23 protein-coding genes are annotated in these 23614 nt (G+C 62.0%); 7 read left to right on the top strand and 16 right to left on the bottom strand.

The features are described from left to right. Positions 1-922: 922 nt before the first annotated feature. From ACFQPB_RS20760 to ACFQPB_RS20740, 5 genes are all read right to left on the bottom strand, one after another. A complete protein-coding gene (locus tag ACFQPB_RS20760; protein WP_382227524.1) occupies positions 923-2275 on the bottom strand; it encodes a HipA domain-containing protein in 1353 nt (450 codons plus the stop codon). Between the two features lie 9 nt (positions 2276-2284). Then, a complete protein-coding gene (locus tag ACFQPB_RS20755; RefSeq protein ID WP_382227522.1) occupies positions 2285-2590 on the bottom strand; it encodes a helix-turn-helix domain-containing protein in 306 nt (101 codons plus the stop codon). 117 nt (positions 2591-2707) lie between these two features. After that, on the bottom strand, positions 2708-4135 hold the full coding sequence (locus ACFQPB_RS20750) for an amidohydrolase family protein (RefSeq protein ID WP_382227519.1): 1428 nt from the start codon (positions 4133-4135) through the stop codon (positions 2708-2710). A gap of 16 nt (positions 4136-4151) precedes the next feature. Beyond that, positions 4152-4907: a TSUP family transporter gene (locus ACFQPB_RS20745; RefSeq protein ID WP_382227516.1), complete on the bottom strand. Its 756-nt coding sequence runs from the start codon at positions 4905-4907 to the stop codon at positions 4152-4154. A 6-nt stretch (positions 4908-4913) separates the two neighbouring features. Continuing rightward, on the bottom strand, positions 4914-5903 hold the full coding sequence (locus ACFQPB_RS20740; protein ID WP_382227513.1) for a Bug family tripartite tricarboxylate transporter substrate binding protein: 990 nt from the start codon (positions 5901-5903) through the stop codon (positions 4914-4916). A 109-nt stretch (positions 5904-6012) separates the two neighbouring features. Here ACFQPB_RS20740 and ACFQPB_RS20735 point away from each other — a divergent pair, with 109 nt between their 5' ends. Continuing rightward, positions 6013-6732, top strand: coding sequence for a GntR family transcriptional regulator (locus ACFQPB_RS20735; RefSeq protein WP_382227510.1), 720 nt, complete (start codon positions 6013-6015; stop codon positions 6730-6732). A gap of 139 nt (positions 6733-6871) precedes the next feature. On the opposite strand, the gene ACFQPB_RS20730 is transcribed toward ACFQPB_RS20735, so the two are convergent. After that, entirely contained in the window at positions 6872-7849 is a 978-nt protein-coding gene (locus tag ACFQPB_RS20730; protein ID WP_382227507.1) for a LysR family transcriptional regulator, read from the bottom strand. A 110-nt stretch (positions 7850-7959) separates the two neighbouring features. Further along, a complete protein-coding gene (locus ACFQPB_RS20725) occupies positions 7960-8154 on the bottom strand; it encodes a hypothetical protein (RefSeq protein WP_382227505.1) in 195 nt (64 codons plus the stop codon). Between the two features lie 162 nt (positions 8155-8316). Between ACFQPB_RS20725 and ACFQPB_RS20720 the strand changes: the two genes are divergently transcribed. From ACFQPB_RS20720 to ACFQPB_RS20700, 5 genes are all read left to right on the top strand, one after another. Beyond that, entirely contained in the window at positions 8317-10143 is a 1827-nt protein-coding gene (locus ACFQPB_RS20720) for a thiamine pyrophosphate-dependent enzyme (protein WP_382227502.1), read from the top strand. Further along, positions 10133-11656 (top strand): indolepyruvate oxidoreductase subunit beta family protein, encoded by a 1524-nt coding sequence (locus ACFQPB_RS20715; RefSeq protein ID WP_382227499.1) that lies wholly within the window; start codon positions 10133-10135, stop codon positions 11654-11656. The genes ACFQPB_RS20720 and ACFQPB_RS20715 overlap by 11 nt, the downstream gene beginning before the upstream one ends. Next, positions 11653-12138 carry an acyl-CoA thioesterase gene (locus tag ACFQPB_RS20710; protein ID WP_382227498.1) on the top strand — a complete coding sequence of 162 codons (486 nt, stop codon included), beginning with the start codon at positions 11653-11655 and terminating at the stop codon, positions 12136-12138. The genes ACFQPB_RS20715 and ACFQPB_RS20710 overlap by 4 nt, the downstream gene beginning before the upstream one ends. A gap of 81 nt (positions 12139-12219) precedes the next feature. Next, positions 12220-13227, top strand: a complete 1008-nt coding sequence (locus ACFQPB_RS20705; protein ID WP_382227495.1) for a Bug family tripartite tricarboxylate transporter substrate binding protein — start codon at positions 12220-12222, stop codon at positions 13225-13227. 307 nt (positions 13228-13534) lie between these two features. Next, positions 13535-14242: a PDR/VanB family oxidoreductase gene (locus ACFQPB_RS20700; RefSeq protein ID WP_382227492.1), complete on the top strand. Its 708-nt coding sequence runs from the start codon at positions 13535-13537 to the stop codon at positions 14240-14242. Positions 14243-14278: 36 nt separating this feature from the next. Here the strand turns inward: ACFQPB_RS20700 and ACFQPB_RS20695 are convergent, their stop codons facing one another. The 9 genes from ACFQPB_RS20695 to ACFQPB_RS20655 form a co-directional block, all read right to left on the bottom strand. Then, a complete protein-coding gene (locus tag ACFQPB_RS20695) occupies positions 14279-14971 on the bottom strand; it encodes a GntR family transcriptional regulator (protein WP_382227489.1) in 693 nt (230 codons plus the stop codon). Positions 14972-15005: 34 nt separating this feature from the next. Continuing rightward, positions 15006-15788 (bottom strand): cyclase family protein, encoded by a 783-nt coding sequence (locus ACFQPB_RS20690; protein WP_382227486.1) that lies wholly within the window; start codon positions 15786-15788, stop codon positions 15006-15008. A gap of 72 nt (positions 15789-15860) precedes the next feature. Continuing rightward, a complete protein-coding gene (locus tag ACFQPB_RS20685; RefSeq protein WP_382227483.1) occupies positions 15861-16643 on the bottom strand; it encodes a cyclase family protein in 783 nt (260 codons plus the stop codon). A 1-nt stretch (position 16644) separates the two neighbouring features. Further along, positions 16645-17913: an SDR family NAD(P)-dependent oxidoreductase gene (locus ACFQPB_RS20680; protein WP_382227480.1), complete on the bottom strand. Its 1269-nt coding sequence runs from the start codon at positions 17911-17913 to the stop codon at positions 16645-16647. Next, complete coding sequence (locus ACFQPB_RS20675; RefSeq protein WP_382227476.1) at positions 17910-19076, bottom strand: thiolase family protein; 1167 nt, start codon at positions 19074-19076, stop codon at positions 17910-17912. The genes ACFQPB_RS20680 and ACFQPB_RS20675 overlap by 4 nt, the downstream gene beginning before the upstream one ends. Positions 19077-19078: 2 nt before the next feature. Beyond that, the gene (locus ACFQPB_RS20670; protein ID WP_382227473.1) at positions 19079-20698 is read right to left on the bottom strand and encodes an AMP-binding protein; all 1620 of its coding nucleotides are present in this window, start codon (positions 20696-20698) and stop codon (positions 19079-19081) included. A gap of 16 nt (positions 20699-20714) precedes the next feature. Next, a complete protein-coding gene (locus tag ACFQPB_RS20665; RefSeq protein WP_382227470.1) occupies positions 20715-21242 on the bottom strand; it encodes a V4R domain-containing protein in 528 nt (175 codons plus the stop codon). Continuing rightward, the gene (locus ACFQPB_RS20660) at positions 21239-21721 is read right to left on the bottom strand and encodes an aromatic-ring-hydroxylating dioxygenase subunit beta (protein WP_382227467.1); all 483 of its coding nucleotides are present in this window, start codon (positions 21719-21721) and stop codon (positions 21239-21241) included. Before ACFQPB_RS20660 ends, ACFQPB_RS20665 begins: the two co-directional genes overlap by 4 nt. A gap of 1 nt (position 21722) precedes the next feature. Continuing rightward, a complete protein-coding gene (locus ACFQPB_RS20655) occupies positions 21723-23045 on the bottom strand; it encodes an aromatic ring-hydroxylating oxygenase subunit alpha (protein ID WP_382227464.1) in 1323 nt (440 codons plus the stop codon). A 278-nt stretch (positions 23046-23323) separates the two neighbouring features. Here ACFQPB_RS20655 and ACFQPB_RS20650 point away from each other — a divergent pair. Next, a partial coding sequence (locus ACFQPB_RS20650; RefSeq protein ID WP_382227461.1) for a hypothetical protein occupies positions 23324-23614 on the top strand: 291 nt, incomplete at its 3' end.

The following is a 23614-nucleotide window of genomic DNA, read 5'->3' as shown; positions in this document are numbered from 1 at the left end:
AGCCCCCCGGCGCTCCGCACCCGTTGTACGTGGACCTCACGCAAAAACTTTGCGGGAAGTTCAGGGTAACTGGCCACCCATCCGGTAGGTTGAAAACGCAAGATGCAGCAGCAATGATGTATGCCCGCAAGAGGGCGGTTTTTGGGCGTTTTGGCGCGATTTAATCTTGGGTGCGTGGTTGTGGGTTCGCTCTGGTGTTTTGCGATCCACGGTGGCTTTTGATCGGCATTGCCGGGGTGTTACGCGCCCGCCCAATCCCGCAGGTTCTTGATGCCTTGAGCTGAGCCTCGCAGGGGGCAGGGCGCCTGCACAGGATCGCTGCAACATTTTTGAGGCAGCTTTGAGCGCCGATGTGGCGGGGCCACGATGAATGTGGTGAGCAGCCCAGCGGTAAGTCGGAAGCCAGCGCCAGGTCTGTGATGCTGCCTCCGCTAATTCCCAGCACCGCGTCTGTCAAGACAGCTGGCAGTGGTTGAGCCGGTGGTCTGTCTGGCAGCATCCCTATTGCGGGCCGGTTGCGCCCACGGCCGACTGTGTTTTCGGCTGCGTCCTCTTTGCAGAGCTGAAACCTTAGCTGGCGTTACGGTGCAGATTTGATCCGCCGGATCACGGCATCAAAGCTAGCGTGAATTTCTTTGAGGGGTGGGCGATTGGTGACCAAGGCCAGTGCGCTGGTCAGATGTGACTTGAAAAGACGCTTGACGGCTCAAATGTGAGCCGATAGATCGAGCAGGACTTGGCCGGCAGCCTTTTTACTTGGCGCTGGTCGTTGTCTGGTGACATGACTGATGTGATACGCCTAACCGAGCGTGCGCGCGACGCTTGCGCGTGGGCAAGCAGTGACGTGCGCAAAGGCGATGGGCTGGCCGGGGCGTAACGAGGATTCCGCTTCAATAGCGGTAGGTGAAACGCTTGGCAAACCTCACGACCCCACCAAGAGGGTGGCCTGGCGAAGCTGGGTGTTGTCAATCAGAGGTGCAATGGCGTCGATCTGGTGGTGGTTCATGTTGAACATGAATTCGGTAGCCCGCCATTTCCAGGTTTTGAGCACGTTGATCTGGCGCCTTATCTCGATAAGCGCGTCCGTCTCCTTGAGTCCGAACTGACCTGCGCTTGCCAGCAAAGCCTCAATGTTCGGTGGCAGCAGAAAACGTGGATGTCCGTCTGTTGGCTTGTCATCGGTCCCCGGAAAATGGGGCCTGAAGCCACAGCCAGGAGCCAGTTGCCACTTGCCGTTGCCCGCGTACAAGAACTCGAAGTCATCGATGCTCTCTGGTGCTTTACCGATCAGCCGACCAAACACCAAGCGGCACCAAATTTCTTTGGCATCGGCCGCAAAGTTGTTGCTGCATAGGCGCATTTGTGTTAGCAGCTCGGTCCAGCTGAGCTGTTCACCCGGGCGTGCCTGAAGTAACGACCGGGCGCTCAGGTACGGAATTCGGCGTCCGGTGGGATCGCGATCAAAACGAGGGCCGATCACCACTGGGCTAAATACCGGATGCAGCAAGCGCAGCTGCACCGTGTGCAGTCCGGCGGCCAATGCCAGGGTGGTGAACAGAACCTCCGCCCGAGGCATGCAGCCTGGCTGTTCGGAGGCGAAGAACTTGGCCACGGACAGTGCGCCATCTTCGGTGACAAAGGTGCATTTGGGCTGAGGTCCGCCCAGTGCCGTGAAGCCGTAGAGCATGAGCAGCAACTGGCGCAAGGTTTCCCGGTCTTCCTTGAACGCGCGAACCATGGCGCCCATGTTGTCCAGATCAACGTGCAAGGGCAGCGAAAATTTTGCGGTACGGGGATCAGCAAATGGCTGACCGGTCGCGCGTACCCGCAGTGCGCCAAGGCGCGCATGGTCCGAGACAGCGCACAGCGCCATTGATGCCGAGTTGTGTTCGTCGCAGTCGCCCAACTCGCCCAGGAGGCCATTGGCCCACGCATGCTCGACGAGTTGTTTTCCGAAGCCGCTGGGGATGGTGTCGTTCAAGGCCGCGAAAACCTGGGCGCCCCCTTCACCCAACTGCAGACACCACTGGGTGGCGTTGACCGCTTGAAGGTCTGGCGACACCATAAATCGGCGGGAGTGCCGCAGCCAGGATGGGTCAAAGCGAAAGCTGGAGCAGTTGGTCCCCAGCTTGTTGTGCAAGCGGAGGATACCCAGCGGCTGGGCGGGCTCACCAAGGCTGATGGAAAGTTCGTCGCTGCAGTGGATGCCAGAACCGTCACTGGGAATGATCAACGACAGTTCAGCTCGCTGCGCTGGCGTGATGCCCTCGGTCATATCGTGCGCTCAAGCCGACTTGCGTACGCGCTTGGGGAGATTGTCGTCTTGATGAATCAGACCAATCTTGTCGTTGGGCGCTTCAAGAAGCTGATCAAAGTCATCCAGCCGTTGAAGGGCCAGCAGCGCGCGAACGAATGTATGGAGACCGATGCCTGGGCTGCCAGCTTCCAACCGCTTCAGGCTGGCAAGTGAGATCCCCATGAGGGCAGCGAAAGTTGCTTGATCCAACTCACGGCGGCGGCGTGCCTTGGAGATGTTGGCGCCCAGGCGCTTGAGGGAGCGGGCAATTGGCAGGGGAAGGGTGGCTGTCATCAGTAGACTCCAGTGGTGGAACTGCCGCTATTTGAGCGTCACGACCCCTCGTATAGAAACTCCCTGCCCATGAGAGGCGGTCAAACCTACACCACACGGCTGATCGTATGCCGGTCTTCAGAACCGACGCTTTCGTTTGGCATAAATGCCCTTGGACCACTCGCGCCGATGGGCATCGGCCACCGGGTGAACACGCTGAATCGGAGCCTGGCTGATGTCTTCGCGTGCCATGCGGCGCACGTCGGCCAGCAGCGCACGGGCATCCCAGTCGGTCGGCCAGCCCTGCCACAGGCGCAGCGCGCCGTTGACGACCACGGCCGTGATCTGGCTGCGGTCGGCCAAGCGGACCAGTTCCCAGCTCAAATCCCAGCTAGGCGCCAACTCGGGGACATCCAGATCGATCAGCAGGAAATCGGCGGCCTTGCCAGCCGCAACCTCACCGGTGAGCCCACCCAGGCCAATGGCCTGTGCGCCCAGATGGGTGGCGTGGTCCAGCCACATCCAGCCGCCGCCACACGACGAGTCACCGCGGGCCAGACCATGGGTCAGGCGCTGGGTGGCCTCTGCGGCGTCGAGCAGTCGGAAGGCGTCGTAGCGCGTGCCGTCGGTGCCCAGGGCCATGGGAATGCCTTGCGCGTGAAGCATGACCGCATCCAGCACCGCATTTCCCTTCCATTGGCTGGCCACCGGGTTGTAGGCCACCGCAGCCCCTTTGTCGCGCACCTGCATCAACTCGCGCGGCGTGAGCAAGGTGGCGTGGGCCAGCAGGGTGTTGGGGTTGAGCGCGTTGCAGGCGGCCAGCAGTTCGATCGGACGCAGGCCACGCGCCACCAGCGAGCGTTCCACCGCCACGAGGTGTTCGTTGGCGTGGGTCTGGAAGCTGACACCGGCCTCATTTGCCAGCGCGGCCACATGGGTCAACATCCGGTCGCTGGCCACCTCAGGGATGGAGATGGCCAGCGAACCGTGCACCAGCGGATCGTGCTCATGGCGGGCCAGGTGCGCCGCAGCCTCGGCTGCCAGCTGCTCAAAGGCCTGCTCACCCAGCGGATGGTGCAGGTCGTTGCAAATGATGCCCAGCACGCAGCGAATGCCCACGTCGCGCGCGGCCTGCGCCACCGAGGCCAGGCCGTGGGCTGAGCGGGTACCAGCGTCGACCACGGTGGTGAAGCCACCCCGCAAGGCCTCCAGTGCCGCCAGCTTGGCGCTCACATACGCGGCCTCAGGCCCGAGCGCCCCCTCCATGGGCACCCAGATGCGGCGAAAGATTTCGGAGGGCTCACCAAAGGCCAGCGCCTTCCCCAGCGATTGGGTGAGGTGGGTGTGGGCGTCGATCATGCCCGGCATGAGCAGCATGTCGGGCAGCACCTGCGGTGTCAGGTGCGGGTGTGCCGCGCACACCTCGGCGGCCGGCCCCACGTGGGTGAAACGTCCGGCTTTCACCACCACCGCCCAGTCACGTACCGGGCCCTCGGGACGCAACACTTGAGCAGGTTGCAGCAGGTATTCAGATTGCGCCAAAGCGACTGGGGGCATGTGCGTCATCGTGACACTCCGGGATTCAAACAAACAAGCGCAGCCCCAGCCACAGGCCGGTGGCAATCAGTAACAAGCTCACCAGCATCTGCAAGCGGGCAACGGCCAGCCGCGTGGCCGCCCATTGCCCCGCCACAGAGCCCAGCAGCAACCAGGCGCCCAGCTCAAGTGCCAGGCCAAAATCCAGTGCGCCCGACCAGGCGTGCATGGCGCCGGCACTCAGGGCCACGGGAAGCTGGATGGCTTGCGCCGCAGCGATGGTGGCCGGCAAGGGCAGGCGCGATGCCATCAGCAGCGGAACCAACAGCACCGGTCCACCCGTGCCACTGAGCCCGGACCCCAAGCCCACCAGGGCCCCCAGGGCCAGGGCCCGTGGGCGTGAACAGCTGACCGCCGGCCCATGCACGGCCTGGACTGGGCGCAATCCGCGCAGGCCACTGCCCAGCGCCAGAACGGCCAGGCCCGCGAGCAGCCAGGCGTTGCCGAGGTGATGCACGCCCGCCGCGCCCAGCAAGCTGCCTGGTATGGCGCCCCATATCAGGCTGACGATGGGCAAAGGCGTGGCACCACCTGCGGCTTGCGAACGGTCGGCGTGCCCGCGCAGGCGCCACAACGCCGCGGCGCCCGGAAGGGCAAACGCCAGCGCGGTGGCCGCGATGGCGTGAGGCATGGCCAAACCTTCCAGGGCGCCCAGCGCAGGCACCACCAGCACGCCACCAATGCCGGTTGCACCGATGAGCCAGCCGGCCATCAAGATGAGTGCGCCCGTGCTGGCGTCCATGGGTGCTTACTCGACCTTGATGTTGGCTTTGGTCACCACACCCTGGACGAGCTGACGCTCGCGTGCCAGGTATTCGCCAAATTTCGCGCCACTGATCACCAGGGGGCGGTTGGCGATGTCACCGAGCTTGCGCACGATCTCGGGGTCTTTCATGGTTTGTTCCATGGCTTTGATCAAAGCACCCGACACATCGGCGCTCAGACCCGCCGGCCCCAGCAGGCCCAGCCAGGACTCCACGTCGATGCCTTTGAGCTCGGCCGTCTCTGCCAGCGCGGGCACATCGGGCAGCCCAGGCCAGCGGGCCTTGGAGGTCACGCCGTACGCGCGCACCTTGCCGTCACGGATGAAGGGTTGTGCCAGGGTGAGCGGCAACACCGCGAGATCGACTTGACCGCCCGCCACATCGGTCAGCACCTGGGGGCCCGACTTGTAGGGCACGTGCAGCATCTCCACCCCCGCTTGCTGGTTGATCATTTCGGCTGTGACGTGCAGCGACGTCCCCACGCCGTCGGTGCCAAACGTCAGCTTGCCGGGCTGCGCACGCGCAAGCTTGAGCAACTCGGTGGTGTTGGGTGCGGCCAGCCCGCTGCGCCCAATCAGCACAAATGGCCCGACGGCGGCGGTGGCCAGGGGAACAAAATCCTTGAAGGTGTCGTACTTCACCGCAGCTGGCGCCACCAGCGGGGCCACGTTGAGCGGGCTGGCCACCGCAAACAGCAAGGTGTACCCATCGGATGCGGCGCGCGCAACACGTTGGGTGCCGATGGTGCCGGCCGCACCGGCCACGTTCTCAATGACCACCGGCTGCTTCAGCGCCTCTGCCAGCTTGGGCATGATCAGGCGAGCGGTGGCATCCACACCGCCGCCGGCACCAAACGGCACGACAACGGTGACGGGCTTGCTTGGGTAGGACTGGGCGTGGGCGGTGACGGACCACAGCGGCAGCAAGCCGGTGCAGGCCAGGGCGACGGATGTGAGAAAGGTGCGCGATTGCATGGTGATGGACTCCAACAAATGGGTGGACGGCTTGCACGGCGGTGGTGCAACTCTACTTGTTATAACAAGTAAGATCAAGCATGCAATTCGTGTGCCAAGATAGCGCCCCATGAGCGAGATCCTTCAGCCCCTCTATGCGCGCCTTCGCGATGCGCTGCGCGGCGACATCCTGGCCGGTCGGCTGCGCGTGCACGACAAACTGCCATCGGAGCACGAGTTGGTGCAGGCCCACGGCGTGAGCCGCATCACGGTGCGTCAGGCGCTGGCCGATCTGCAGCGCGAGGGCCTGATCACGCGTTTGCAGGGCAAGGGGGCCTACGTGTCGGCCCCGCGCACCACGCAGGCCCTTCAGCGCCTGGAGGGCCTAGGTGAGGCCTTATCGGCTCATGGGCAGGCAGTGCACAGCCAGCGCCTGTCCATGAAGCGCCTCAAGGGCTCGCCCGATGTGGTGAGCGCGCTGCAGTTGTCACCCGGCAGTGAGGTCTACCAGCTTCGCACTCTGCGGTACGTGGACAGGCTGCCTGTATCGCTCAACGAGTCCCACTACCCGCTGCCCCTGGGCGAGCGCATGGTGCGGCTGGACCTCTCCGGGCGTGACGTCATCGAGGTGCTGGAGCACGACCTGGGATTGCGTGTGTCGCAGGCCCGCATGGAAATCAGTGCCGTGCCCATGCCCAAACTGGCGGCCAAGTGGTTACAAGCCACGCCAGACGGGCCCGCCTTGCAGGTGCGTCGTGTGCTTTTGGACGACGAAGGCAAGCCGCTGCAATTGGAAACCGCAACGCATCATGCGGATCGGTTCAGCTACCAACTCACAATGAGCCGTTGACTGGCAAATGCGTGCCGGATGAAACCGGCAGTAGCACAACGCAATGGAGTACTTTGAGCGGTGGCTATGTGAAAAGCGCGGCGCAAATGGATCGTGAATGCGCCGCGACCGAGGTAGCACAGCGACAAGCTTGTTTGTGCTACTGCCCATTCTGGGGCGAGACGGAAGAAGTTGCAGAACTTAGGAACGGTGATCCGTTGGGCCTATCCAGCAGCAGTTCCAGGGGTTTTGGTCCCCGCAGATCCAGGCAGAGCGCTTTAAAAATCTCCAGTGCATTCATGTGTAGGTTACTTTTGTGGATCAGACCTACATCCACAACCACGGGAGGGCCATCAAGGCGCAAGCAGCTGACAGGCGATCGGCTGTATCCGCCCGTTTCCAAGGCGTAGGCCACCATGAGGGCGCTTGCATCGCTGATGGAGACCATTCGCTTGAGAAACTGTGCGTCGTTCGATTCGGTCAGGACAGGCGGGTAGCCCTTGCCTTCAAAAATGGCGTCGGTAAGCGAGCGGGTGCCACTTCTGGGTTGAAACAGAGCGATAGGGAATTGGCGTAATTGATCCGGCGTCACCCGTTTTTGGGATGCCAGCGGATGACCGCTACGTACGATAAAGACGTGCTCGGCGCGCGCCAGTCTTACTTCACTCAAAGTTTCGTGCTGGCTTGTAAGGGGGCCAAACGCCACATCTGACGCACCAGTGAGGACACGCCGTACAGCGAGCTCCGCGCTTTCTGTGGCGGTGAAAACAAGCTCAATGGAGGGATATCTTTGACGGAATACCTCGCACAGGTCACCAAGAAGATAGGTGAAGGACATGGGCGTCGCGGCGATTCGCAAGATGCCTGACAGTGCTCCGTGTTTCGCGCTGGCGAAACGCCTCTCAAGCGCAGTGAACTCCGCAGAGATCCGGGCAAATGACTCCAAGACCGCGCGCCCCGCAGCCGAGGGATAAGACTGGGGACGTGCTCGAATCAAAAGGGTTTCGCCCAGTTCCTCTTCAAGCTGACGTATTTGGTGGCTCAGGGCTGACTGTGTCAAGCCCAGCGTTGCCGCAGCTTCACCAAAATTTCCGCTGTCGGCGATCGCCTGCAAGGCTTTCAATTGCCGTATGTCCATGGTTTGATCAATCCAAGTGAGGACGATGAATTTGAGTCATGTGGGTGCAATAGAAATCTAATAGGAGGATCCTGATCTGCGCTCTACATTCTGCCCCCATGGCAGAACGATCATTCAAGCAAGAAGTGCAAAAGTTGCGGGCAGGCGCGGGCACCGAGTTCCAGGGCGAAGGCATCCTGGCGGTCACCAAAGCCCTGCTCCAGTCCGGCGTTGCATACGTGGGCGGCTATCAAGGCTCGCCAGTGTCCCACCTCATGGATGTGCTTGCCGATGCAAGCGAAATCCTTGAAGAACTCGGCGTGCATTTCGAGAGTTCGGCCAGCGAGGCCACGGCAGCGGCCATGTTCGGTGCGTCCGTTCACTACCCGCTGCGGGGTGCGATCACCTTCAAGTCCACGGTGGGCACAAACGTGGCCTCCGATGCCCTGTCCAACCTGGCATCGGGCGGTGTGACGGGCGGCTGCCTGGTGATTCTGGGCGAAGACTACGGAGAGGGTTCTTCGATCATCCAGGAGCGCTCCCACGCTTTTGCGATGAAATCCCAGATGTGGCTGCTGGATCCCAGGCCAAGCCACGGCGCGTTGGTTGATGCGGTGCAGAAGGGCTTTGAATTGTCGGAAGCCAGCCGCACCCCGGTCATGCTGACCATGCGCGTGCGCACCTGCCATGCACATGGCCACTTCATTGCGCAAGACAATGTGCGCCCGTCGTTCACTTTGAAAGACGCCATTGAGAACCCCCGCCGTGGGGTGGAGCGCATGGCGCTTGCGCCGGCGACGTTTGCGCACGAGCACGAGAAGGTCCATGAGCGCTGGCCCGCCGCAACCCGGTTCATCCGTGAGCAGGGGCTCAACGAGGTGTTCGAGAGCCCTGATACGGTTGGTTGCGGTGTCGGCCTGATGGTCCAGGGTGGCTTGTACAACACGTTGATTCGCGCGTTGGAGCTGATGGGGCTGGCGGACATCTGGGGCTCGGCCCGATTGCCCATCTACGTCATGAACGTTGTCTACCCGGTGGTGGATGAGGAGGTGGTTGATTTCTGCCTCAAGTACCCGGCCGTGCTCATGCTGGAGGAGGGGCAGCCCGAGTTCATCGAGCAAACGCTGCAGACCGTGGTGGCTCGTGCGGATCTTGAAACCCGGATCCATGGCAAGGACATGCTGCCGCGCGCTGGCGAGTACACCACGCTGGTGATGATGAAGGGCATCCGCAAGTTTCTGCAAAGGTACGCACCGGCGCTGCTGGAGATGGCACCGGTAGATTCGGGCGTCGCGGCCATGTTGGCCCCCAAGGTGATTCCCCTGATCCCGTCGATGCCCGGTGTCGCCCTGCAGGAGGCGCCAGGCGTGTTGCCCCGGCCGCCATCGTTTTGCACTGGCTGCCCGGAAAGACCGCTGTTCACGGCCATCAAGTTGGTGGAGCGAGAAATTGGCAAACACTACGTCAGCGCGGACATCGGCTGCCATCAGTTCGCGGCATTGGCCCCTTTCGACTTTGGCGCGACTTCCATGGGATACGGTCTGGGTGCCGCAGGCGCGGCAGCTTTGAACGTGGAGGGGGCCGGCCGCCGCACCATCAGCGTGATGGGCGATGGCGGGTTCTGGCACAACGGTCTGACCTCGGGTGTCGGCAATGCCGTGTTCAACAAGAGCGACAACCTGATTGTGGTGGTGGACAACGGGTATTCCGCGGCCACGGGTGGCCAGGACATTCTGTCTTCCAGGGCGAAGAACGACAAACGCACCACGAAGATGTCCATCGAGGGGGCGGTTCGTGGCACGGGGGTGAACTGGATCCGAACCGTCTCGAACACCTACAACCTCAAGAAGATGAAGGCGGCGGTGCGCGAGGCGCTGACCACCAGTGATCGTGGGCCCAAGGTGTTGATCGCTCAATCGGAGTGCATGCTGAACAAGCAAAGGCGGGTCAAGCCGCTGATGCGCAAGCAAATCGCACAGGGTGAGCGCGTCGTGACCGAACGCTTCGGCATCGACTCGGACACCTGCACCGGTGACCACTCCTGCATCCGCTTGTCTGGGTGCCCGTCCTTGAGCATCCGACCGAACCCGGACCCGCTGCGCAAAGATCCCATTGCCGTGGTGCAGTCCAGTTGCGTGGGTTGTGGTTTGTGTGGTGAGGTATCGCACGCTGCTGTGTTGTGTCCGTCCTTCTACCGCACGGAGTTGGTGAGCAATCCCAGTCGGGGTGAACGCCTTTGGGCGCGCATCACCTCGGTCATCACCACATTGTTGCAACGTCGTTTGGCTGCGCGGGAGTTCGTCCATGTTGCGTGAGGTGCCGATCAAGCCCATCAAGATCGCGATCCTGGCGATGGGTGGCGAAGGTGGTGGCGTGCTGGCCGACTGGATCGTCGATGCCGCCGAGGTGCAGGGCTGCTACGCCCTGTCCACCTCGGTGCCAGGTGTGGCCCAGCGCACCGGCGCGACGATTTACTACGTGGAAGTCTTGCCGATGGCACGCGAGGCGGGGCGTACACCCGTCTTCAGCCTGATGCCGACACCGGGGGACGTGGACGTCGTGATCGCTTCGGAGCTGATGGAGTCGGCGCGCGCGGTACAGCGCGGTCTGGTCACGCCAGACAAGACCACCCTCATCACCTCGTCCCACCGGGTCTACGCCATGCCCGAAAAGATGGCCATGGGCGATGGCCGAGTGCCCTCCGAGCAGTTGCTTGAAGCGGGCCGAAAGGCAGCGCGGCATTGTGTGGTGCGTGACTTTTCCCGATTGGCGGAAAGCAGCGGCAGCGTCATCAGTGCCGTGTTGTTTGGCGCACTCGCGGCCGCCGAAGTGCTTCCTTGGGGTCGCCAGGCGTTCGAGTCCGCGATCGAGCGCGGCGGCGTGGGCGTCTCGGCAAGCTTGAAGGCTTTTGCTGCGGGGTTTGATGCCTACCGCGACGACGAGAGCCCGAGCCCGCCCTTGACGAAGCTTACTCGTGACCTGGAGGACCCTCGCCTGCGTGAGCTCCTGCAGCGGGTGCGGAACGACTTCCCGGCCGACATCGCGGACGTGGTTGCCCATGGCGTCAGGCGTACGGCCGACTACCAGGACCTGGCCTATGCCGCCGAGTACCTGAACCGTCTGGCCCCGGTGGTGGCGCTGGACAAGCAGCTGGGTGTGGAGGGTTGGCGCCTGGCGCGGGAGACGGCGCGCTACCTGGCGCTGTGGATGACGTTTGAAGACACCGCCCGTGTGGCGGAGCTGAAGTTGCGGGCCTCGCGGTTCCAGCGCGTGGGGCGCGAAGTGCAGGTGAGCCAACAGCAGTTGATGCATATTAACGAGTACTTTCACCCGCGCTTGCAAGAGATCGCCGACATGCTGCCGCAGGGTCTGGGGCGCTGGCTCATGGCCAGCGGCACGCCACGCGCTCTGCTGGAGCGGGTCACCCAGCAGGGCCGCGTGGTTCGCACCACATCACTGACGGGGTTCCTGATGCTCTACGTCGTGGCGGGTTGTCGTGGCTTTCGTCGCAAGTCTTTGCGCTACGTTAGGGAGAACGAGGCCATGCAGGCCTGGATGTCGCGTGTGACCAGGATCGCTCGGGTCGACTATGCGTTGGCCTGCGAGGTCGTGGAGTGCCAGCGTCTGATCAAGGGCTACGGCGACACGCATGCGCGAGGCTTGTCCAACTACGAAACCATCATGTCCTTGGTGGAGGGGCGGACACGGACAACGGCGGACCAAGTGCGCGAGTTGCGCGACGCGGCCCTGGCCGATGAGTCAGGCCAGAAACTGGCGCGCGTGCTGGAAACACTAGTCTCGCGCCATGCCGAGGAGGCGTGTGCATGACCACCTCGCATCGCGTCCCGCTGGAAGTCAGCTTCAAGCATTGCGATCCAGCCGGGATTGTGTTCTATCCCCGCTACGTCGAAATGCTCAACGACGTTGTCGAGCATTGGTTCCGACATGGGTTGGGCTGCGATTTTTTGACACTGCATGGGCCGCGCGGAATGGCTGTGCCTATTGCCAATCTGGAGGTGGATTTCAAAGCGCCGAGCGTGCTCGGCGACACCTTGCTTTGCCAATTGACCGTGCAACACGTCGGAAAGTCTTCCTTGCACCTGCAAGTTGACGTGTTCGGAAATGGCCTTTCTACCGATGCGCAAATCAGACTTTCAGCCAAGCTGACGCTTGTGTTTGTGGGCATGAAGGAGAAGCGTCCCATCGCTATTCCTTCTGATCTCCGGGAGGTTATCGGGACGTATTTAGTCGAGCGCAAAACAAAGGATATGCCGAGCAGTCGGACGGGTGGCTGTCCCGATCACCCATGAAATCCTCGTTCGCTCTCGCACTTTCGGCCCGCTAAGGATGAGCGGGTGCATTAAACCCATTTTTTTCACAAGGTAAAGATCATGAACTTTTCTGTACTTCGTCGGGTTAGTTTTCTGGGCTTGGGTGCCCTCTGTGTGGCTTCTCTGGTCGCTGTGACATCCGCTCACGCTCAGACACCTGGCGCGGCTTTTCCGAATAAGCCGATACGGGTGGTGGTCCCTTTCCCGGCGGGTGGGGCCATTGACACGTTTGTGCGAACGATCGGTCCCGAGCTGGAGCGGCAACTTGGCCAGACGATTGTTGTGTTCAACAAGCCTGGCGGTGGCTCGCAGATCGCGGCATCGGACGTCCTGTTGTCCCCGGCGGACGGCCACACTGTTTTTGTGGGGCAGATCGGCGATTTCACCGTCAATCCGCTGCTGTACAAGAACATTAATTACATTCCCTCGCGGGACTTCGAGCCGGTCACCATGTTGGTGCGCGCGCCGCAGGTCATGCTGGCCAATACAGGCGGAAAAATCAGCACGGTCAAATCCTTGAAGGAAACCATGGCAAACCCCAGTGGTTTGGTCACTTATGGCTCGTTCGGTCCTGGAACTGCGCCACATCTTCTCGGCCATATTCTTTCCAAGCAAGCCTCCGGTGCGAAATTCACACATGTGCCCTACAAAGGATTTCCGCCTGCGATGCAGGCCCTGATGACCCAGGAAGTGGACCTTCTGTTTGATGCTGTCCCTGGTACTTTGAACATGATGAAGACGGGCAAAGTCGTCCCGCTTGCAGTTGCCGGAACCCAGCGCAACAGCCTGCTTCCGGATGTTCCAACCACCGCTGAAATTGGATTTCCCGCACTGGTGATGGACTTTTGGATCGGGGCCGTTGTCAAGAAAGGAACATCTGCGACTATCGTTAACAAGTTGAGTGACGCTTTTCAGCGCGCTGTGGCCAGCCCGGAGAATCTCAAACGCTTCAACGATCTGGGTTATGTCCGTGTCGCCACGACCCCGGCCGAGTTCGAATCGACCATTCGTTCAGAGACCGAAAAAATCAAACCCGTGATCATAGAGACCGGGGTTTCCATCGATTGATATCCGGTTTCTTTTGCAAATGCATTCGATGACACACTCGCCCACCCTGCAACTTCGAGTCGCATCAATTGAGAAGCCCCACCCGCTGCTCTGCCGACTTGTCTTGCGTGCCATCGATGGCGCTGCCCTTCCGCCCTACGAACCTGGGGCGCACCTCCAGGTCGCGGTTCATTTGCCGCAAGGGAAGACCGATTGGCGGCACTATTCGCTGGTCAATTTCGATACTTCGGAGGAGGTGCGATCCCGACCCGATCACTACCTGTTGGGCGTTCGGCTGGAGCCCGCAGGTAGGGGTGGATCCAGGTTCATGCACGGGCTGAAGGTGGGTGAAACCGTGACCGTTCGACCGCCACGCAATGACTTTCCGCTTGGTGACTGGAACGTTCCAGCGTTGTTGGTGGCCGGTGGCATCGGTGTCACACCGCTGGTGTCCATGGTCACCGAGTGCCGGCGCCGCGAGCGACCGGTGCGAATGCTGTACGCTAGCCGCAGCCGCGACCAGATGTTGTTTGTAGATGAGCTGCGTCATCTGCTGGGAGATGACCTGTCCTTGCACGCAGATGAAGAAGCGGCACGGCCTGTTGATGTGGCATCTCTGGTGGACTCTTGTCCTCCAGACGAGGAGCTTTATGTGTGCGGTCCTCAAGCATTGCTTGATGCACTGCTCGATGAAGCACGTCGTCGAGGCTGGCCGCCCGAGCGAGTTCACTTCGAACTTTTTTCTGCGCCACCCATGCAGCTGGGCGATCAGCCCTTTGATGTGGTGCTGGCACGCAGCGGCCAGACCCTGCGTGTAGGCGATGATCAAAGCATTCTGGCGTGCCTGGAGGCCGCAGGCTGTGACGTGTTGGCAGACTGTCGGCGAGGCGAGTGCGGCGTCTGTGTGGTGCCTGTTCTGGATGGTGAGGTCGATCACCGCGATCATGTCCTGAGCACCGCTGAACGGGACGCGGGAAAGACGATCCAGATCTGTGTGTCGCGCGCCCGAGGATCTCGGCTGGTGCTGGACCTTTGAGAGGGAATCAGCGCCCAGCAAATGGGCGCTGATGGGCTACAGTTCGTGGCTTGCCAGGGTTTCGTACTCGCGCTCGGATGCCATGACGAACCGCTGCACGGCATCCGCCGCTGCGACGCTGTCGTGCTTTGTGAACGCCGCGACCAGCTCCTCGTATCCCGCGATCATGCTGCGCTGAACGCGTTGGTCGGACAGGGTCGTTTGGCGCACCACGAACACCTGATCGGCATAGCGTGTGAGGGTGGCCACCAGCCTTGAATTGCCGACCGCACTCAGCCAAGTGTCCCTCCATTTTTGGGCGGCCCCAAAGATGCGTTCGATATCGTTGGTGGCGTGACCGGCTTTGGCTTCAGCAATCGCCTGGTTCAGCTCATCAAGCTGCTGCGGCGTGATGTCGCGGGCTGCCATGGCGGCAGCCCGTGGCTCAAGCAAGCGACGCAGTTCGAACACTTCACGGATGTCTTGCGGCTGGAGCTGTGGAATTCTGTAGCCGCGCGGTGTGCTCACCAGGTAACCCTCGACGACCAGGCGCATGAGCGCCTGGCGCACGGGGACACGGGACACACCCAGGTGACTGGCGATGTCGGCCTCTACCAGTCTTTCGCCGGGTCGGATGGAACCATTGCGCAGCCTGTGCAGCAGGTAGCTATAGGCCTCCGTGCCGAGGTTCGGCTGTGGTTCGGCGGGTGATTTATCGGAAGAGGTTTCCAAGTTGTCCGTGGATGACATGGTGAGAGTCTATCGCCAACGATTCACGGAAACCCTACGGTGCTTGCACGAGTGCGAGCACGCGCAACGGGCTGCCCGATCCCTCCAGAATCTTGAGCGGTGCTGCCAGGATCAGCGCGCCGGTGGGGGGCAGTTGATCCAGATGGGTTAAGCACTGCAGACCGTACTTGCCTGCGCCGTGCATCAAGGTGTGGCAGGGGTAGGGCGTGGGCCAGCTGTGGGATTGCCCGGCGTCGGTGTTGATGGTCTCGACGCCAAAGCCCAGCACATCGCGCTCCCGGATCAACCATTCGACGGCCGCCTGTGTTGGGCCCGGGGTATGCGGACCGTCTTCCTTCATGTTCACAAAGTCGGGCGGATGTTTGAGGCGCTTGGACCAATCGGTGCGAAACAACAACCAGGCGCCGGCGGGGATACGACCGTGTTGGGCTTCCCAATCCATCAGGTACTCTGGCGTCAACAGCCAATCCGGGTTGTCCGCGACGGGCGCGCTGGCATCAACGACAACAGCGGGCGCGATGAAGTTTTCCGGGTCGATGGTATCGACGGTGTTGGCCGGCAGTTCGCTCCCCGTGATCCAGTGCGCGGGTGCATCGAAGTGGGTGCCAGTGTGTTCGCCGCAAGTGAAGTTGTTCCAGTACCAGTGTGGTCCGGCTTCGTCATAGCGGGATATGCGCTGGCGGCTGAAGCTTTGGGTTTGACCGAATGAGCTGGGCAACTGGAGCGCGGGAAAGTCTTCGCTCAGCACCTGGGTGAGGTCAATGGTTCGTACGGTGCCGGACCGCACAGCTTGGGCGACTTGGGAAAGCAGGTTCATGGTTTGGGTGGGTGAGCTATGAGGGTTTTGGCTTTGGCATGCGGCTACGCGGTCGGGGTGTGTTGTTTCACTTCAGGCGTCAACCAGCGCCAGCACGCGCAGCGGGCTGCCAGAGCCGTTGAGAATCTTCAGTGGAGGGGTCACCAGAACCGCCCCGGTAGCGGGAAGCTGATCCAGGTTGGTGAGGCACTGCAATCCCCATTTGCCAGCACCATGCATCAGGGAGTGGCAGGGGTAGGGTGGCTTGAGGTGGTCTGCTTGACCGGCGTCGGTGCCAATGGACTCGGAACCAAAGCCCAACACATCGCGCTCCTCCACCAGGAAGCGGATGGCGTCCGTAGAAGGGCCGGGTGTGTGCTGACCGGTGTGATTGGCGTTGACATAGCTCACCGGGTCCACACGCTTGCTCCAGTCGGTGCGCATCAGCACCCACGCACCGGCAGGTATGCGACCGTGGGCCGCCTCGAACGCGGCGATGTCTTCGTTGGTGAGCAGGTAGTCTGGATCAGCAGCGGCCTTTTGGCTGCAGTCGATCACGCAAGCCGGTGCGAACAGGTTTTGCACCTTGACGGTGTCCACCGAGTTGTTCGGCAGATACCGGCCCGAAATCCAGTGGATGGGGGCGTCGAAGTGCGTCCCCGTGTGTTCGCCGCAAGAGAAGTTGTTCCAATACGAAGCCGACCCACGCTCGTCGTAGCGAGAAATTTCTTCCAGCCGGAAGGGCCAGCATTGGCCCAGCTCCGGGGGCAGCGCAATGGTCGGGAACTCGGGGCTGAGGGTTTGTGTCAGGTCGATGACCCGCACTTGTTCGGTGGCCAGTGCCGCGACCAGTTGAGACAGAACGGAATGTGCCATGTCAGAGAGCTCCCTGTGCGAGCTCGCGCTCGAGTGCCTTGGGGTTGTCGCGCCAGCGTGCAAGCCATTCCTGCGCCACGTCGCCAGGAAACAGGTCTTCCACGCCATGGATCAGTGCCTTGACCGTTGCATCGGCCAGCGAAGCGGGCGCCAGTTTTGGGGGGGGCAGATTCTGGTTCCATTCGTCGTCGATGGGGCCAGGAAACACGTTGAGCACGCGGATACCGTGCGACAGCATGTCCGAGCGCAGGCACTGGGCCAGCGATAGCGCGGCTGCCTTGGATGCAGAGTAGGTGCCTTGCGCCGGGAAATTGCTCAATGCAAAGACCGACAGCATGTTGACCCACGCGACGGCGTGCGCGCTGCCGTCGGCGGCCCGGCCCTGCAGCGCAGGACCAAATGCCTGCGCAAGGCGCAGCAGGCCGAGGTAGTTGATTTCCATCTCGGCGCGGGCGATCTCGGTGCCCCGGCGCGATGAGATGCCGTGGGTGCGATGGACTTCCGCGTTGTTGATCAGGATGTCGACCTTGTGTCCGATTTCAGCGCCCAGGCGGGTGACGGAAATCGGGTCGGTCACGTCCAGTGGAACCATCTCGACGCGGGGCAGTTGGGCGATCTCGGCTACGCCGGGCAGTGGCTTCCACGGCTCGGCATGGCCGACCCACACGATGTCCGCGCCCGCCTTGAGCAGTGAGCGCACCAGGGCCTGTCCCACCACCGATTTGCCATCGGTAACGAGCACCTTGCGGTGATCGGGCGAGCAGCCGGTTTCTTTTTGCAGTTTTTCTTGAGGATGCATGTCTTGCTCCGACTCGGGTTGGGCGATCACAACCGCCTGTCCCGCGCGGTCCAGTCGAAGCGACAACCGAACGCGGGGGGATGTTTCCGTCACGCTGTCCGTCAGGAAAGCGATCACGCAGGGACCGTTGTCCAGGCGCACCGAACCGATGCGCCAGGGCAAGCGCTCCTTGAAGTACAGGTGGTTGCTGTGTTCCAGTGTGGTGGAGGTCAGCAGCTCGCCGAGACCTGACTGCCTTGTCCAGCGGACTTTGGCGGACAGGCACTTGACGCAGGTGGTTTGCGGCGGGTACTGGGTGGTCCCGCAGTCGGCGCAACACTGCAGGCGCAAGCCTGCTCCGATCGCTGCGGCCTCCGTGAGGCCATGCGCAATGCGGCTGCGGCCTTCCGGCGGCAGGTTCATCTGCGGGGTGCGCAGCAGCGGGTTCTTTCTTGGAACCAGTGATGGGCTCGAGGGCGCGGGGTGTGTCATGTCGATGACTCCATGATGACGGCGCCGGTGCAGACGCAGCGGTCGTAATTGACCATGCCGAATCCGGCCGACAGGCCCCACTTGGCCTGGTCGACCTGGCGCTCGCCCGCCGTGCCCATGAGCTGGCGCATGGTTTCCGTGAGACCGAGGAAGCCGCCGGCCGCGCCAGGCTGTCCGGCGGACAACTGGCCGCCCGTGGTGTTGTGGGGCATGGTCCCGTCGAAGGTGAAGCTGTTTGCGCGGACGTATTCGGGCCCACCGCCGGGTTCACAAAAGCCCAGTCCTTCGAACTGCATCATCGAGATGACCGGGTAGTCGTCGTAGGTTTGCAGCACGTCGATGTCCTGCGGCTGTATGCCGGCCTGTGCATACAGGTCTTTCTGGTCCATCATCCAGCCGCCGCGCACCATGACGGGGTCTTCGGTGTAGGCGTTGTGGCGCTCGATCGCACCGCGCATGAGAACGTGGTCCAGCCCCAGGGCCCGGGCTTTTTCCTCTCGCATCACCAGGAACGCCTCGGCCCCGGCACAGGGCATGACGCAATCGAGCAAGTGGATTGGGGCGGAGATGACCCGGGCGCTCAGATAGTCCTCGAGGGTGATGGGCTTCTTGAGCAAGGCATTGGGATTGCGCGCCGCGTTGTGGCGTTGACTGACGGCGATCTTTCCAAAATCTTCGCGGGTCGCTCCAAAACGTTTCATGTAGTTCGCGGTGATGAGGGCGAACATCGCATTGGGCCCGCCGGCGCCGTAGGGGTAGGTGGCGTCGCGCGCGAAATGGCTGAAGTTGGACAGGCTGTTGCGAAACGAGCTCACATGATTGGTGTCGGCGCCAATGCAGGCCACGATGTCGGCGTCACCACATTGCACGGCGCGCGCGGCGCGGCGCAGTGCCATCACACCCGATGCGCCGCCCGTGGGCATGTGGTCCATCCAGCGTGGCACCAGGCCCAGTTGCTGGGTCAGGCCTACCGTGGTGTCGGGTGCGAGCATGAAGCTGCCCACGCTGATGCCGTCGATCTGGGCTTTCTCCAGCTTCGATTGCGCAAGCAAGGCGCTCAGCGCCTGGGCCGCGAACCAGTGTGATCCCTGGATGCTGTACCGGGTGTAGGGAACGGTGACGGGCACCGCCAGAGCGATGTCGCTGTAGCTCAGTCGCGACATGGTCAGGGCCGCCTGTTTTTCAGGTGTCGGGTGTCGATGCAATGCCCTTGCCCCGGCAGCTGGGCGGCCAGCGTTTTCAGCTCCCCGCGCTGGATTTTTTGCGAACTGGTCACGGGCAGGGCGTTGACGAAGGCGACATAGCCAGGTGCCTTGTAGTAGGCCAGGCGTTCGAGCGACCACTGCACGATGCTCGCGGCGATCGCCTCGCGTTGTTCCTGCGGCACGGGTTCTTGCGTGACCACACAGGCCAGGACTTCGTCACCTCGCACCGGGTCGGGCGTTGCGGCCACGGCTGTTGTTTTCACCGCCGGGTGCTTGTTCAGCACCGACTCGACTTCCACCGCAGAGATGTTTTCACCGCTGCGCCGGATCACGTTCTTTTTGCGGTCCACGAAGTAGAGCCCGCCGTGCTCGTCGCGGCGCACCACGTCGCCGGTGTGGAACCAGCCACCGGCCCAGGCCTCTTCTGTGGCCACTTCGTCTTTCAGGTAGCCATTGAAAAAGTGGCGTCGTGGATCGGGCCCGCTGGCACGCACCAGCAATTCGCCGGTCTCGCCTGCCTGCGCCTCGCTGCCGTCCTCCGCCACCACGCGCACCTGAACCTCGGAGGAGGGCTGACCAATGTAGTGCGTGCCGATGTGGCGGGTGCCCTGGCTCGCGTGAATGGCGGCGCCTGCCCCTGTTTCCGTCATGGCCCAGCCTTCCACCAAGGGAAAACCAAAGCGTGCCTCGAACACCGAGTGGTCGGCCGCGCCCACCCCCGCGCCGAATCCCCAGCGGACCGCGTGCTGGGTGTCCGACTCGGCAGGCGTGGCGGACAGCAACATGGCCGGCATGACACCCAGGTAGTGCACGATGGTGGCGCCAGCGGTACGCACCGATTCCCACCATGTCTTGGGGTGGAAGCGGTCAATCTGGATGATGCAGCCGCCCGCCGTGATCACGGCCATGCCGGAGAAGCACATTGCGTTGACGTGGTTCAGTGGCAGTGGCGTCATGATGCGCTCCATGCCCGGTCGAACCGGGCAGTGGCCGCCCAAGGAGGTGTACCAGTCGCCGGTGTGCAGGAAATAGTCGTTGGTGAGACGGCATCCCTTTGGGCGACCGGTGGTGCCAGAGGTGTAGAGCAACGCACATTCGGTGGCGCGCTCCGGCGCATGGGCGTGCGGTGCTGGATGGGCGGGCGTTGGGAACGCGGTGGCCGCTGCGTCCGTCACCCTGGTCGGAATGCCGGCGGTCTCAGCAGCCTGGGTGATCAAGTCGGTGCGCTGGGGCAAGACCACAGCCAGGGCAATCTCACTGTGTCCGATGAGGTATTCCAGTTCAGCGGAACGCATTTCAACGCTCATCGGCACCACGCTCACACCCAGGCTGTTCAGGGCAAGCCAGTGAAAAAAGTAGACGGGTCGGTTCTCCAGCATCAGGCCCACGCGGTGCCCGTGGCCGTAGCCCGCTTCGATGTAGGCGGCGCGCAGCCGCTGGACTTCGTTCAGTGCCTGTGACCAGGTGTAGGAACGTGCCTCGATGCCGTACGCCTTGGCCGTGACCGGCTCGACATGCAGAAACTCGGTCTCAGCCCAGCGCTGTGCGCTTTGGTGGAATCGCTCGTAAACGGTATTCATCGCGGAGTGGTGTGGGTCAGGTTTGTGGGGATGCGTGGAAAATGCATTCCTCGCCAGCGGGGTGTGAGTGCTCGCCTGTGCAAGCGCGGCAGCTGGTTTCCCGGACGGTGACGGGTTGTTGCCACGCGTGGCTGCACACCGCCTGGAACATGCCCAGGATGGGCGCACACATGGGGTGCGGGCTGGGGCCAGATGCCAGTGCGAAAGGGCTGTTTCTCACCCTCAGCACGCATTCATTCGGCCCGTGCTCAAAGGTCCATACGCCCCAACCGAGCGCAGCGGCGCCCATACCGACGCTGTTGAACAGCGCCTCAGGGGCGCCGCCTGTGCCCAGGGCATAGGCGCGCACGCTGTTGCCCCCATGGCGCAACACGGAGCGTGACAAGGCGGCCAACGCGTCGGCCCGGCTGTGTTCGGGCAGTTCGGAGAACAGGCCCATGAGCACATCGGCGCGCATGAGCACATAGCGCCTGTCCTGATCGAGCACCTGACCACGGTCGGTGTCAAATACCAAGCGCTCTCGCAGGGCAGAGGGCGTGCTCATGGGAACAGCTGGATCATGGGCAGCCGCGCGTGGGCGTTGACCAGGTTCACACGCTTGAGCGCAATGCGAAGCTGCCCGTCGACAGCAACGATGCGGTGGATGTAATGCCCGTGCAGCGTCACCAAGTCTTCTCCGCGGCTTTCCGCATAACTGAAAGGGGTGCGCAACACATACACGCCAGCACCCACGTCAGATGCCACCGACATCGGCTGCTGCAACACGTGTTGTGCAGTGCTGGTGGTCTGCTGCGAGTGCGCCCGACCGGCCTTCAGACGATCGATCCGCAACGCCAACAGCAGGCGGTCTTCGTCGGCGATGGCGTTGTATTTTTCGTCTTCAGCCTGCAGCCGACCCTTGAGGGGCACCCAGTAGCGGCCGTCCTCGGCGAAGAGCGCCAGCCATTCGTCGTAACGCGCCTCGTCCAGCAACAGTGCATCGAGGTAGATCAGATCGCTCAGGGCTTGATGGTCGATGGTCATTTCATGCCTCCTTGTGGTCGGACGTCATGAACCTCGTCCAGGCCCGATGAAAATTGCGCAACAGCAGCTCACTGGTGCCGCTGCAATCCCTGTTCGGCTCCGCCAATTCGCTGGCTGCATATTCGCGGTGCAGGCTGATCCATTCGTTGGCGTTGGAACGCATGCCTTCTTGTTGCATCTCAAACAGATGCACGTCATCGTGCGCAACCACCGACATGGGGGAGTAGACCAAGCGGCTGTACGTCAAGGCACGATCCAGAAGCAAATCAGGGCCCCCCACCGTCCGGAAATTCCACGACTCAATCACGGTGCGGTTGACCGCGATGGGTCGAATGACACGGATCGTTTGTGGGGATCCCTTGAGCGCCAGGCTGGGGTACAGCACGGTGTTTTGCGGTGAACGCTCCAGGATTTCCTTGGCTCGCGCTTCGCCGTGAGCGGCTTGCAGTGCCGACACGTACTCGGGCATCACGCCGTAGCCGGAATGGATGCTGAAGCGGGTGCCCGAGATGCTGTGGCCGTTCGGGAACACATGCCCGCCCATCTCCTTGAAGAAGTCGTAGCGCTGGCCAAACGGCAGGATCTGTTCGAAAGCCATGGGCAGGGTCCCGCCCAGATTCCATTCCTGTGCTACCGTCTGTGCAGCTTGCACCGCTGATTCGTGCGTGGACACCGGGTGCACCGAATCATTGATGTTTTCCAGGTACAGCTTCCAGTTGCACTCAATCGTGTTGCGCAGCACGCCACCTTCAATCCGAAGCTCGCCGGTGGGCGACCGATCCACCATCAGATCGATCGACGACAACACCTCGCCAAAGTAGTCCTGGAAATCCATCCCTTGTGGGTTCACCCGGCCGAAGATGAATCCTCGGTAGACCTGAAGCGCTCCCATAGGCTTCATCCCCTCGCCTGCCGAGCTGCACGCCATGTTCGTGCCCTCGTAACCCTCTTTCAGGGGCATCGCGATATGGGCGCCGTTCAGGCGAAATGACCATGAGTGGTAGGGGCACCGGATAAAGCGACCCTCCAGGCGACCTGACTCAGCCGCAAACAGCTTCGCGCCCCGGTGTGGGCAGCGGTTGTGGAACGCCCGGACCTGACCCTCTTGGTCTCGCAGCACAACAAAAGGTTGTCCTGCAACGTCGAGGGTGAAGAACTCGCCGGGCGTCGAGATTTGGCTGTCGTGGCCCAGATAGGTCCATGCGTTGGCGAACAGCTCTTGCTGCTCTTGAGCAAAAACTGCCTGGTCAAGGTAGAGGTCCCGATGGACGCAGTCCTCTCTCACCAGACGTCGCATGTTTTCATGGTCTTCGCTGATTTTCATGTGCTTGTTTCCACAATATGGTTTTTAAAGTATACCAAACATGGCGGAGAGACGTCGCAAAACCGAAAGACCAACTGATTTTGTAAACTTCTCGTAGTACGTTTTTGGGTTGAAAAATGAAAATTCGATCAATTTGTTGATGTGAATATCCTTAAAAAGGTATACCGATGTTGCCTGTCTGGCCATAGGGTGGCGGTGTTCGGTGGCGCCCGAAGGCGGCGTGCGGATCCGACAAGGCATGTCAGTGATCCATTCCGCGAACGCGGCAGCCGCGACGCATGATTGAATTCAGTGCCCACGTCCTGGCGGGCTTTGGAAGGCGTGTGAAGAGCCTTCGCCGTGACATACACGCCAAGGGTGAAGCGAGTGTGTGTCGCCTCACATCGACGATGCCCGTCATCTCGCACTTGCACGGTTGCATCGGCACGAGCGTCGAGCGCGTGGTATCCGTCCGGCAAAGTCATCCTGACGGCCAGCACGAGGCCGGCGCTGCACCTCAGGTGGCTGGTGACCAGCGATGCGGCAGCAACTCGTCGATACGGCTGGCCGGATGCGTTGGCAAGCGCTCG

This window comes from Hydrogenophaga atypica (assembly GCF_042665215.1).
Taxonomy (GTDB): Bacteria; Pseudomonadota; Gammaproteobacteria; order Burkholderiales; family Burkholderiaceae_C; genus Hydrogenophaga; species Hydrogenophaga defluvii_A.
Note: the sequence above shows the minus strand (reverse complement) of the source record. Positions and strands in the feature narration are given on the sequence as shown.